Origin of the sequence: Pseudomonas monachiensis (genome assembly GCF_047345015.1) — a bacterium.
Classification (GTDB): domain Bacteria; phylum Pseudomonadota; class Gammaproteobacteria; order Pseudomonadales; family Pseudomonadaceae; genus Aquipseudomonas; species Aquipseudomonas monachiensis.
The window spans coordinates 2,053,289-2,065,196 of sequence record NZ_CP178857.1 but is presented as its reverse complement, the minus strand read 5'-3'; the positions used below and the strand labels follow the sequence as shown (position 1 = coordinate 2,065,196).

General features: G+C 59.8%; 13 protein-coding genes and 1 tRNA gene. 6 read left to right on the top strand and 8 right to left on the bottom strand.

The window, feature by feature from the left end; genetic code table 11:
• The first annotated feature begins 72 nt into the window (after positions 1-72).
• Together ACMDB8_RS09330 and ACMDB8_RS09325 are read left to right on the top strand one after the other, a co-directional pair.
• Positions 73-342, top strand: coding sequence for a DUF1654 domain-containing protein (locus tag ACMDB8_RS09330; RefSeq protein WP_043302188.1), 270 nt, complete (start codon positions 73-75; stop codon positions 340-342).
• 4 nt (positions 343-346) lie between these two features.
• Complete coding sequence (locus tag ACMDB8_RS09325) at positions 347-1,036, top strand: endonuclease (RefSeq protein WP_409079134.1); 690 nt, start codon at positions 347-349, stop codon at positions 1,034-1,036.
• A gap of 90 nt (positions 1,037-1,126) precedes the next feature.
• On the opposite strand, the gene ACMDB8_RS09320 is transcribed toward ACMDB8_RS09325, so the two are convergent.
• Positions 1,127-1,492, bottom strand: a complete 366-nt coding sequence (locus ACMDB8_RS09320) for an SPOR domain-containing protein (protein ID WP_409079135.1) — start codon at positions 1,490-1,492, stop codon at positions 1,127-1,129.
• Between the two features lie 250 nt (positions 1,493-1,742).
• Between ACMDB8_RS09320 and csrA the strand changes: the two genes are divergently transcribed.
• Positions 1,743-1,934 carry a carbon storage regulator CsrA gene (gene csrA, locus ACMDB8_RS09315; protein ID WP_007975691.1) on the top strand — a complete coding sequence of 64 codons (192 nt, stop codon included), beginning with the start codon at positions 1,743-1,745 and terminating at the stop codon, positions 1,932-1,934.
• 184 nt (positions 1,935-2,118) lie between these two features.
• On the opposite strand, the gene ACMDB8_RS09310 is transcribed toward csrA, so the two are convergent.
• Positions 2,119-2,574 carry a DUF2214 family protein gene (locus ACMDB8_RS09310; RefSeq protein WP_056722226.1) on the bottom strand — a complete coding sequence of 152 codons (456 nt, stop codon included), beginning with the start codon at positions 2,572-2,574 and terminating at the stop codon, positions 2,119-2,121.
• Between the two features lie 203 nt (positions 2,575-2,777).
• Between ACMDB8_RS09310 and ACMDB8_RS09305 the strand changes: the two genes are divergently transcribed.
• Positions 2,778-3,530, top strand: coding sequence for a carbonic anhydrase (locus tag ACMDB8_RS09305; protein ID WP_056722224.1), 753 nt, complete (start codon positions 2,778-2,780; stop codon positions 3,528-3,530).
• A gap of 75 nt (positions 3,531-3,605) precedes the next feature.
• On the opposite strand, the gene ACMDB8_RS09300 is transcribed toward ACMDB8_RS09305, so the two are convergent.
• The gene (locus ACMDB8_RS09300) at positions 3,606-3,800 is read right to left on the bottom strand and encodes a hypothetical protein (protein ID WP_056722222.1); all 195 of its coding nucleotides are present in this window, start codon (positions 3,798-3,800) and stop codon (positions 3,606-3,608) included.
• Positions 3,801-4,051: 251 nt separating this feature from the next.
• Between ACMDB8_RS09300 and ACMDB8_RS09295 the strand changes: the two genes are divergently transcribed.
• Positions 4,052-4,258 carry a hypothetical protein gene (locus ACMDB8_RS09295; protein ID WP_056722220.1) on the top strand — a complete coding sequence of 69 codons (207 nt, stop codon included), beginning with the start codon at positions 4,052-4,054 and terminating at the stop codon, positions 4,256-4,258.
• Between the two features lie 315 nt (positions 4,259-4,573).
• On the opposite strand, the gene ACMDB8_RS09290 is transcribed toward ACMDB8_RS09295, so the two are convergent.
• Positions 4,574-4,650, bottom strand: a tRNA-Val gene (locus ACMDB8_RS09290).
• A gap of 184 nt (positions 4,651-4,834) precedes the next feature.
• Here ACMDB8_RS09290 and ACMDB8_RS09285 point away from each other — a divergent pair.
• Positions 4,835-6,118 carry an NAD(P)/FAD-dependent oxidoreductase gene (locus tag ACMDB8_RS09285; RefSeq protein ID WP_409079136.1) on the top strand — a complete coding sequence of 428 codons (1,284 nt, stop codon included), beginning with the start codon at positions 4,835-4,837 and terminating at the stop codon, positions 6,116-6,118.
• Between the two features lie 132 nt (positions 6,119-6,250).
• On the opposite strand, the gene ACMDB8_RS09280 is transcribed toward ACMDB8_RS09285, so the two are convergent.
• The 4 genes from ACMDB8_RS09280 to ACMDB8_RS09265 are packed head-to-tail and all read right to left on the bottom strand — an operon-like array spanning position 6,251 to position 11,828.
• Complete coding sequence (locus ACMDB8_RS09280; protein WP_223540994.1) at positions 6,251-7,222, bottom strand: XdhC family protein; 972 nt, start codon at positions 7,220-7,222, stop codon at positions 6,251-6,253.
• Between the two features lies 1 nt (position 7,223).
• Entirely contained in the window at positions 7,224-8,462 is a 1,239-nt protein-coding gene (locus ACMDB8_RS09275) for a c-type cytochrome (RefSeq protein ID WP_409079137.1), read from the bottom strand.
• A 2-nt stretch (positions 8,463-8,464) separates the two neighbouring features.
• The gene (locus tag ACMDB8_RS09270) at positions 8,465-9,004 is read right to left on the bottom strand and encodes a (2Fe-2S)-binding protein (RefSeq protein WP_409079138.1); all 540 of its coding nucleotides are present in this window, start codon (positions 9,002-9,004) and stop codon (positions 8,465-8,467) included.
• Positions 8,997-11,828, bottom strand: a complete 2,832-nt coding sequence (locus ACMDB8_RS09265) for a xanthine dehydrogenase family protein molybdopterin-binding subunit (RefSeq protein WP_409079139.1) — start codon at positions 11,826-11,828, stop codon at positions 8,997-8,999. Before ACMDB8_RS09265 ends, ACMDB8_RS09270 begins: the two co-directional genes overlap by 8 nt.
• Positions 11,829-11,908 lie beyond the last annotated feature (80 nt).

The window sequence follows — 11,908 nt, the reverse complement described above, 5'->3', positions numbered from 1 at the left end:
CGGAACAAATCGCTGTCAGAGGATTTTCTTGGTTTTTAAGCAGTTGCGAAATGGCCTACAGTTAAATACTGTATGCACGTACAGCTTAATAAGGATAATTCCGTGGACACCACCTCTACCTCTCCTGACACCTATGTACGCATGGGCCTGCGCGTTCAGAAAATCATCAACTCTCCCACCGCACAAAAGGCCAGGGCAGCATTGATCTTCCGCCTGCCTGACGAACCGGTGGACGAATGGGAACGCTTGCTGGAAGAAATCGACGAGAACGACAACGTCACCCTCGCCTATCGCGACGATGGCGGCGTGCAGATCTTCTGGGTTGTGCCGAAGGAAGATTGAGTCGATGAGTGTCCGCTGGTTTGCCTTGCTGTTTCTGTTTGTTGTCATGGGTGCGCAAGCCGACGCGCCGCGCACCTTCACCGAAGCGAAAAAGGTCGCCTGGAAGCTCTACGCGCCCCAGTCCACCGAGTTTTACTGTGGCTGCAAGTACACCGGTAACCGGGTGAACCTTGCCGCCTGCGGTTACGTGCCGCGTAAAAATGCCAAACGCGCATCCCGCATCGAGTGGGAGCATATTGTTCCGGCCTGGCAAATCGGTCATCAACGCCAGTGCTGGCAAGCGGGCGGTCGCAAGAACTGCACCCGCTACGACCCGGTTTACCAGAAGGCCGAGGCTGACTTGCACAACCTGGTGCCCAGCATTGGCGAGGTCAATGGCGATCGCAGCAACTTCAGCTTTGGCTGGCTGCCCGAGCAGTCGGGGCAATATGGTTCATGCCTGACCCAGGTCGACTTCAAGGCCAAGAAAGTCATGCCCCGCCCTTCCATTCGCGGCATGATCGCCCGTACCTACTTCTACATGAGCAAGCAGTACGGCTTGCGCCTGTCGAAACAGGATCGGCAACTGTACGAAGCCTGGGACAAGACCTATCCGGTACAGGCCTGGGAACGCCAACGCAACCAGAGCGTGGGGTGCGTCATGGGGCGCGGCAACGAGTTCGTCGGCCCGGTAGACATGAAGGCCTGCGGTTGAAATCCGGAACGAGACACCTGAAACGACAAAGGCCTCGAGGTTAAACACCCAAGGCCTTTTTTGTTTCTTCAACGCCTGCGCTACAGAACGCTATTGAGCGACCGGACGCTCAAGCACCAGCAATTCGATGTTCTGCTTCTTCGCGCGAGTGAGCGCCGCGCGGACTTCATCCTGCTTGGTTTCGGCCTCGGCTTTCGAATTGAACGGCCCCATCAGGACTCGGGTATTGCCATTCTCCTTGACGACGCTGGACATGAAACTGTGCTCGATCAGCCAGCCACTCAAATCGCTGACCGCCTGAGGGGTTTCACCTCGCACCTCAAGATCCCATTGGGGGCCGGATACCGGCGCGGGTACGGCCGCCATGGCCGGCTTGGGCTTCGGCGCATCCACAGTGCTGCCCTCGCCACATCCCGCCAATGCCAATATCGCGATGACCAAAACCATTTTGCGCACGACGCTTCCCTCCAAATGCATAAAGCGGCGATTTTAACACCCATGAATACTTCGCGAGTGCCGCAAAATGGGCTTAAAACAACGAGAATGATGGTTGCGGCCTCTGTATAGTTACGCCTTGGGAATTAATGCCGCATCTGCGCGTCAGAAAGAGGCACCCAAACCGCGAGACTTCGCACTAATCTATACATAACACCGACCTCTGCACTGTCCGAATCAGGTGCCCCACAAAGCAATCAAGGAGAAGACCATGCTGATACTCACCCGCAAAGTCGGTGAAAGCATAAACATAGGTGATGACATTACGATCACCATCCTCGGCGTAAGCGGCCAGCAAGTCAGGATCGGCATCAACGCTCCGAAGGACGTTGCAGTGCATCGTGAAGAAATTTACCAGCGCATTCAGGCCGGCCTGACCGCCCCGGAAAAGCCGCAATCCTGAATCCTGTTGCAGTCAGTAGCCAGCCCGTTCAGTCCGGAATCACGGCTGGCTAAAGATTCAGCACCCCATCGCCCTGCTCATTCGCCCCACTCAAACCCCAGGGGTCGATACTAGCGGCAAGTTTTACTCTATTGCTGTCAGACTTTTCTGGTTTGCCCCAGGGAAGGATGCGTTCACTGCGCGGTCAACCAAGCATCACGCCTCGCGCCATGCCCGTCGCCGCTACCACCATCAGCAGCACCAGCAGCGCCTCTATATGACTGATCCGTGCAAACAGCTTCGCACGGCCGGTATCGATCGACACTTTACGGGCAAGCGCTATCCGCCACTTGATCAGTGTCACCATAGGCGCGATTTCCAGTAGCAAGATCAGGACGAACAGCGACATCTTCAGATGAAACAACGGCTGATGCAGGTAATAGTCCGTGCCCTTCTCGTACCCGCCAAACGCTCGCATCCCGCCACTGATCAATAAAACGACAGCTGAAATACCCCAGATATTGTCCGCCATCAGAACACTGCGCACCTCCGCAGCCCCATCGGCCAAGCGCCGAAAAGCCGTGCCTCGAACCAGCACCGCCCAGAATCCCAAGGCAAATGCCAGAAGATGAACCGCCGCCAGAAACCAGTGAGTCAGCATAGAGAAACCCCTGCCAGGTCGAAGTTGTATGAGCCTGTCAGTAGTAGCCCATGAAATGGCTGCGTGCACGGCATCCAGGGACAATGCCCGGAGCACAATACGACAGACCAACTAGACTCCACTGCGCTGGTATTGAGCGTCCGCGACGGTACCCGCCCCAACAGCAACTCACTCCCACCGCGTTGAACTGAGTAAACAAAATCATGTGTGAATCATGTGATTCAAGCTCTGCTTCAAACACAACAGGCCGTCGTCGTTTTCTTCAATTTGCCGGATTGAGCGCAGGCGCCCTGCTGCTGACCGGCACACTGCCCGGCAAGATCATCCTGGCAGCCGAAAAAGCGACAGCCCCACCCAAACCACAAAACGTAATCAGTCCCGACATGGCGTTGAAAAGACTGATGGAGGGCAATGCACGATATGTAGGCGGCACTTCCACAACCCACGACTTCAAGGCAGAGCGAGAGGCCCTGGTGTCCGGCCAGAATCCATTCGTGGCCGTGCTGAGCTGCTCCGACTCGAGGATCGCCCCGGAATATGCGTTCGACACTGCGCGCGGCGATCTTTTCTCCATCCGCGTCGCGGGCAACTTCGTTACGCCGGAAGGCCTGGCCAGTCTTGAATACGGCGTTGCCGTACTGGGCGCCCCGCTGATTCTCGTACTCGGGCATGAGAGCTGCGGCGCCATCGAGGCCGGTATCAAGGCGGTCAAGGACCAGACGATTTTCCCCGGCCATATCCCGAAACTGACTGACGCACTCAAGTCAGCAGTCGAGGCAGTACTCAAGCAGCCCGGGAACCTGATGGAAAACGCCACCGCGCAAAACGTCAAGAATTCGGTCAACAGCCTGAAACAGGCCTCGCCATTGCTGACTGATGCGCAGAGCAAAGGCGCGCTGAAGATCGTGGGCGGCATCTATCGCCTGGCGAGCGGCAAGGTAGAGTTGATCGCCTGAACCGCAACGCGCACAGCGTCAGCATCGGTGCATAAGCCCGCATGCAAAGAGCCCAGCGCGACGGCTGGGCTCTGATTATCTTCGGTTTTGCATCATTTTATCCGCGAGGACCCTGGCCCTCTCGATCAACAGGTTCTGCCTGTCCTCATGAGTAGCCTCGCCCACAATCGGGGCAGTCAGATTGCTTTCGGCAATCAATGCAGCGCAGAAATATCGATCCCAGACAGCCGTGTCCACAGGTGCCTGCTTGCTCATTTGATCGGCGTTCATAGGCGGCTCCTTTTGATAAGGTCGCATTGCCAGTTTACGCCTGAATGACAAAAAATCCGGACCATCATTCACAGTCACCTGCCATTCGTCGCCTGCCAGAACACAACGAGGAATTCGCCCCTATCCATGGCTTGAGGCTTGCTAAGATCGCCCGTAGCAGCGCCGCAATGACAGGATTCTGACGCCGCAGCCATTCAATCAATGCTTAAGGACGCCAGCGATACGCTTGGTCAGTCACCGGGAGATGTAACGTGTCAACGCTCAACGAAATCGCAATGAACCACGCGAGAATGGCCAAGGAACAAGCAGGAAAGTCGACCGAACTGAGCGAGCGCCACCTCCAGATCGTAGGGAGCTTCGAAGTACCGTCCATTGAAGTACAACAGAACATCCCACTGCACCTGATCGCGGGAGCCCAGGAAGGCCACCATGGCCTTGCAGCTACCTTTGCCCTCTGACACCTACTGAGGCTGGCGACGATCTGAACGGTTTACCCGGCAATCATCCGGCATCCGCTCAGCAATCGTCGCGCCTTGATGGCCCGGCACTACTTTTCTGATCCGGGCATCTCATCTTTCAAATACCGCGAAGTGATTGCCAGCCGAATGCAATGTTCAGCAAAAACACGCAATGACTTGTGGATTGAAAATCCATGAACTAGACATAACTCCACAGTCCGCTTCCCCAAAGATCGGTAACGATTCTTTGGACAACAAAAAAGGGCCCACCTTTCGGTGAGCCCTTCCAGACCGCCCAGCAGAGCGGATTTTGTTTGGTAGGCGCGATTGGACTCGAACCAACGACCCCCACCATGTCAAGGTGGTGCTCTAACCAACTGAGCTACGTGCCTGCTGTGAGGCGGCATTCTACGGAATTCCGGAGGGGTGTCAACACCTTTTTTCGCGCTAACCCTATGAATATGCAAAATATTTAATTTTGCCGCTACAAAGAAGATTTTCCGGGTGGCTGGCGGGGGATTTTCAACTCGGGTAGGATCAACGCACTCGTAAAATATATTAAACAGAGGCTGCCGGATGGCTAACACTCCCTACCCCGAGTCCTACTACGCCGCATCGGCCAATGCGGTTCCGCCGCGCCCGGCGTTGCAGGATGACGTGGAGACCGATGTCTGTGTGATTGGCGCCGGTTACACAGGGCTATCCTCTGCCTTGTTTCTGCTGGAGAACGGTTTCAAGGTCACGGTGCTCGAAGCCGCCAGGGTAGGTTTCGGGGCGTCCGGGCGTAATGGCGGCCAGATCGTTAACAGCTATAGCCGCGATATCGATGTCATCGAACGCACGGTCGGTCCCAAGCAGGCCCAGTTGCTGGGCCAGATGGCGTTCGAGGGTGGGCGAATCATTCGTGAACGGGTCGCCAGGTACGACATTCAGTGCGACTTGAAGGACGGTGGCGTGTTCGCCGCGATGACCTCCAAGCAAATGGGTCATCTCGAATCCCAGAAGCGCCTGTGGGAGCGTTTCGGGCACACCCAGCTCGAGTTGATGGATCAACGTCGCATCCGCGAGGTGGTCGCCTGTGATCAGTACGTCGGCGGGATGCTCGACATGAGTGGCGGCCACATCCATCCGCTTAACCTGGCGCTGGGTGAAGCGGCCGCGGTCGAGTCCCTGGGCGGGACGATTTACGAGCAGTCGCCGGCGGTGCGCATCGAGCGCGGCGTGAATCCGGTAGTGCACACGCCGCAGGGTAAGGTCCGGGCGAAATTCATCATCGTCGCCGGTAACGCTTATCTGGGCAACCTGGTGCCGGAACTGGCCGCCAAGTCGATGCCTTGCGGCACGCAGGTGATTACCACCGAGCCCCTGGGTGAAGAACTGGCGAAGACCCTGCTGCCTCAGGATTACTGTGTCGAAGATTGCAATTACTTGCTCGACTACTACCGCCTCAGTGGCGACAAGCGTCTGATTTTCGGTGGTGGCGTGGTGTACGGCGCGCGGGATCCGGCGAACATCGAAGCGATCATCCGGCCGAAGATGCTCAAGGCCTTCCCGCAACTCAAGGACGTGAAGATCGATTACGCGTGGACGGGCAATTTCCTGCTGACGTTGTCGCGCCTGCCTCAGGTCGGACGGCTGGGCGACAACATTTACTATTCCCAGGGTTGCAGCGGTCATGGCGTGACCTACACGCATTTGGCGGGCAAGGTGCTGGCTGAAGCGTTGCGCGGCCAGGCAGAACGTTTTGATGCGTTTGCCGACCTGCCCCATTACCCGTTCCCGGGCGGCCAGTTGCTGCGCACACCGTTTGCGGCATTGGGTGCGTGGTATTACGGATTGCGGGATAGATTCGAGTACTGACTGCTAAAACAAAAGGCCCGCTGCGATGCGGGCCTTTTGTTTAGATCAACATCGAAAGATCGCAGCCTGCGGCAGCTCCTACATGGGAATGCGTTCTGCGTAGGAGCTGCCGCAGGCTGCGATCTTCTGATCTTAAAGCCGGTCCCGTGGGATACCGCTGCGAATCCGCAGGATGTCCGCCAGTACCGCCAGGGCAATCTCGGCTGGCGTCTTGCTGCCCAGGTTCAAGCCGATTGGCGCATGAATCCGCCCCAACTCGACATCCCCCAGTCCACCAATACGCCGCAACCGCTCGAAGCGCTTTTGCGAAGTCTGCATGGAGCCCATCACACCGATGTAAAACGCCTCGGTGCGAACGGCCTCCATCATCGCCAGGTCATCGATACGTGGATCGTGGGTCAACGCCACCACCGCCGTGTCGCTGTGGCACCCGCCGTCGGCAATGAACACCGAAGGCAGTTGGCGACGAATCTCCACGTTTTCCAGCACGACGCCTTCGAGCACTTCGTCCCGCGGGTCACATAGAATCACCTCGAACCCAAGCCCCACGGCAAACTCCGCACAGGCCTGGGCGACACTGGAATACCCCGCCAGCAGCAAGCGCTGGGCTGCGCCGACGCGCACGCGCACCCGGTCGATTTCACGCTCGATACGCACACCCTGTTCACGATCATCGAACAGACTGCGCGCACCGCTTTGCAGATCGACTTCGCGGATCAACCGACGCCGGCCCAACAGCGCCGACTCCAGCTCCCGCAGATGCGCTTGCACCTCGCAATCGGCCTCAAGCTTCTCGACCAGCACATCCAGCACCCCGCCACAGGGCAGGCTGACGCGCGAGCGTGGGTCGTCGCCTTCGCCATAACGAACAACGCTGACCGGCTCCAGAAACGCGCCCTCGGCGACTCGCTCGAGAAAGTCTTCCTCGACACAGCCACCGGACAACGAGCCAATCCAGTGCCCCTGCGTGTTTACCGCCAGCAGCGAACCCGGTGCGCGCGGTGCCGAGCCGTAAGTGGCCAGCACCGTACACAGCCAGATGCGCTGACCGGCCGCCGACCACTCCAGCGCCCGGCGCACCACTTGCAGATCCAGATGCTGCATATCAGTGGGCCTTGTGCTCGAGCGGCGGCGCATCGGCCCGCAACTTCTGCACGTCGTTTACAGCCAGATCATTCGGCTGACCGCCCCAGCCTTGTCGCAGGTAGTTCAGCAGGTCCGTGAGCTGTTCGTCGCTCAATTTCGCGGCGAACCCCGGCATCGGTTGCATGTGTTCGAAACCGGAGAACTTTTGCTCACCAATACCGTCGTCGATCACCCGTACCAGATTACGCGGATCTTCCAGGCGCAGCGTGGTGTTGCCGCGCATGGCCACGGCGATGTGCGGCTTGCCCTCACCGCCCGGCGCATGGCAACCGGCGCAGACATTCAAATATTCCTGACGGCCACGCTGGGCACTCGGGCTCAGCTTGTCCAACGGCACTTCGGTGAGCACCTTCGCCGCCGGTGGCTGATCGCCGAGCAGGAAGGTCGCCATCGCCGCCAGGTCCGGATCGCTGAGACCCTGGGTGCTGTTGTGGAACACCGGGAACATCTCGTTGAACATCGTGCCCTGGGCGCTCATGCCGTGCTTGAGGAACGAGCTCAGGTCCTGATGATTCCAGCCACGGGCCGCCAGGTCAGTGGCCAGCAGGCTCGGCGCCAGATAGCCATTGAGAATGCCGCCGGTCATGCGTTTGTCCATCTGCATCGCACCGGGCAGGCCGCGTGGGGTATGGCACTCGCCACAGTGACCCAGCACGTCGACCATGTACTGGCCGCGCTTCCAGGCTTCGCTCTTGCCTTCAGCCGGCTCCAGCTTCACGTCCTTGCCGTACATCATGTTCCAGCCCATCAGGCCCGGGCGCACGTTGAACGGGAAGCTCAGGCTGGTGACTGGCGCGGCACGCTCGATCGGCTCGACGGTTTTCAGGTAGGCATGAATCGCGTCGGAATCCGCACGCGGGATCAGGTGATACGAGGTGTAGGGCATCGCCGGATACAGGTTCGCGCCATCGCGGCGCTTGCCTTCGGTCAGCGCGGCGAAGAACTCGTCATCGCTGTACAAGCCAATGCCGTGCTCTTTGCTCGGGGTGATGTTGGTGCCGTAGATCGTGCCGAACGGCGACACGATCGGCAGGCCGCCCGCATAGGGCGCACCACCCGGTGCGGTGTGGCACGCCATGCAGTCGGCGGCGCGGGCGAGGTACTCGCCTTGCTTGACCTGCGCATCATCCGCGTGAGCTGCCACCACAGGCGCAGCCAGACCAACCGCCAACGCCAGGCGGCTAAGTAGAAGCTTCATGCTTAACCCTCCTTGACCAGGCCGAGATCGGTCAGCACGTTGCGGGTGGCGCTGTAGTAGCGCACGTACCCGGTGCAACGGCAGATGTGATGACCGAGGCTGTCCTCGATGACTTTTTCCAGTTGGCTTTTGACGATGGGCTGACGCTGCAGCTTCTCCACCAGCACGGTCGCGGCATTGACGAAGCCCGGCGCGCAGTAGCTGCACTGGAAGGCGAATTCATCGACGAAGCGCTGCTGGATCGGGTTCAGCTCGGTGACCTTGCCCTGCTCGTCGCGGGTCGCATGGCCTTCGATGGTCCGCACTTTCTTGCCTTCGAAATAGTGTGCGCCGGTGATGCAGGTGCGCACTTCTTCACTGGTGCCGTCCGGGTTGTCGACGATCACCACGCAGGCGTGGCAGATGCCCTGGCCGCAGCCCAGGCGCGAACCGGTGAGGTTCTTGTATTCGTGCAGGTAGTCGATCATCGGCAGGTCATCAGGGATGTCCAACGGGCCGACGGATTGACCGTTGAGGGTCAGTTGAAGCGGACGGTTAGCCATTGAGGGCCTCCTTGATGCGTGCAGAAGTGATAGGCAGGTCGCGGACACGTTTACCGATGGCATGGGCCACGGCGTTACCGATGGCGCCGACCACCGGGATCATCACCACCTCGGCGATGCCCTTGGACGGGTCGCTCGGCGACAGCGGCGGCAGGATGTCCGCCGTCTGTTTCCACACCGCAACGTGACGCGCCATTGGCAGGCGGTAACGGTTGAAGTTCCAGTCCCCCTCCCCCGGCCCGCCTTCGTACAACGGCATCTCTTCCATCAGCGCGTGGCCGATGCCCATGGCGATCCCGCCTTCGAGCTGGCCCCTGACCAGTTCTTCGACCAACACCCGACCGCACTCGACCCACGAGTGATGGTTGAGTACCGACACTTCGTTCGAACCCTTGTTGACCTTCACTTCCACCAACGTCGCGACCGGGCTGTAGTAAGTCACCGCCGCGTTGTTCAACTGGGTTGCCGGGTAGGCGATACCCTGCCGATCCAGCAGATGGAAACCGGCGCTGTTCATCTGCGCCTTCTTCGCCTTCGGTGCACCGTCGCCGTACTTCACGGCCAGGCCGTCGAGCGGCAAGCGCTCACGCACGCCGTCGATGCTGAACTCGGCCTCGGCCCAGCTCCAGCGGTTGAAACCGTGCACGGTGGCGCCGCTCACCAGGCCGCGTTCGTGAACGCGCTTGGCGAGCATGGCGAATGGCAGTGGCTCCATGCCGTTGGCCGTGAGCTTGCCGTCGACCCAATGGGCGTCTTCGCGGCGCACCACGTAAGGGTTGGCCTGGCCGCCGTAAGGGCCTTGGCGCCAGATCTCCATCGCCGCTGGCCACAAGCCGTGGTTGAACAGCACGCGCGCCGCTTCACGGGTGGCGTGACTGAAGTAGTACGCCGAGTTGGTCGCCGACGAGGCCGATGCAACCTTGCCGACCCAACGTGGGTTGCGCAGGAAATTGTCCTGCTCGGCCTGGCTCATGATGTACGGGTTGCCGCCACTGACCAGCTGCAACTCTTTCCATTCGGTTTCGCCGGTCTTCACTTCGTGCGCCGCAATACCGAGGAAATCGGCCACGACCATGGCCTGGGAGGTGGACATGCCAGTACCGATTTCGATACCGATGTGGCGCAGGCTGATGCGACCTTCGGCAGTGAATTCAATGCTGGCCATCGGCGCTTCGGAACCGGTACCGAAGTCCTTCTGGCAGATGGCGAAACCCACCCCGTACCAGTTGTCCGGATCGGCGGCTTCGCGTTGCTTCTTGATCGCGTCGCGGTTTTTCCAGGTGTCGTGGACCGCCGCCTTGTCGAGAATCTCGTGCAGGCGCAAGGCACCGGCCGGGATCGCGCCCTGGGTGTTCTTCATACCCGAGCGCAGTGCGTTCTTGCGGCGCAACTCGATGGCATCGACACCGAGGCGACCGGCGATTTCGTCGACCATCATCTCGGTCGCCGCCATGCTCTGCAGGGTGCCGTAGCCACGCATCGACCCGGCTTCAACGGCGCGGGAGTGATAGGCCGTGACCTGCAGATCGTTCTGCGGCATGTAGTAGATCGACTGTGCCGCCGTGGCGCCCACCGCCGCCACCGACGGGCTGTAGTTGATCCGCCCGCCACCGTCGACGCTCATCTCGGAGCGAAAAATCTTGAAGCTGTGGTCGTTCTTGTCCACCGCCAATTGGTAGCGGATGTCGAACGGGTGACGCTTGATGCCGCTCTGGAACTGCTCGTAGCGGTCGTTGGCCAGGCGTACCGGCACACCGGCGCCGTACAACGCCGCCAGCGCTGCGTAGTAGACGAAAATGTTGTGGTCTTTGGAGCCATAACCGACGGTGTAACCCGGGTGCATGTTCAGGTTGGCCAGGCCGAAACGCGACGGCGCGATCATCTTCGCGGTCTCGGTCGCGGTTTCCAGCGGGCACTGTGTCGCCACCACGAAATGCAGGGTCTTGGTCGCCGGGTCGTACCAGCCGTTGCCGTTGTCCGGCTCCAGGGCGGCCGGTTCGATCGACGGGGTCTTGTAGCGCTCGTCGAATACCAGCCAGTTGTCCGGCGGCGTATCGATCTGCTGCTTCATGCGGTCGGCGTAGAACAACCCGCGCTCGGTCAGGTTGCCGTGCAGGTTCGGCTGGGAGTTCCACACCGGACGACGGTTTTTCAGCATCGGGAACAGGATCGAATCCTTGAGGCTGGCGAACTCGTCTTCGTCCGCCGAGGTCGCACCGCCGACGCGCACGTAGCGGAAGCTGCCGTAAGGATCGCCTTCGTAGAACGGCGCTTTCTCGCCGTAGCGGATTGCCTTGTCATTGAATTTGAGTTGGTTCTTGGCCTGACGGAAGCGCTCGAAATCGTTCCAGATCAGGATCGCCACCGGGTGCCCGATAAACATCGGCACCTTGCCGGCCGGCAACAGCGGATCCGGGGCGTGCTCCTCAGGGAACACGATTCCGTCCTTGACCAGGTCTTCGGCGGTGACGATGCGGTCCGGTTGCAACTCGGTACCGAGCCACGACAGGTCGATGCCTGCAAAGATGTAGTCGGCCTTGATGGTTTTGAGCAGCATGGCGTGGCCTTGCTGCTGCGGCCAACCCGGCATGTCCTTGGCGCGAATGTCGCGGGCAAAGACCTTGCTGCCGCAGACCTTGGACAAGGCATCGTTACGGGCGCGCGCCTTGCCATTGTTGCCGAGCCACTGCTCGGACGGCACGGTCACGCTGCTCTCCATCAAGGCGGCCAGCGCCTGGCTGCTCAATGGTGTGAGCGTCACGCTCACACCCGCTACCAGCCCGCCCTGAAGGAACGAGCGCCGGGATATATCACGGTTGGACATGGATCATCCTCTGGGCGGTTATGGGGTCCGCCCTTCTGGTTATGTTCTGGAAATCTCGAGTCTTGCAGAAGCCCTTTTCG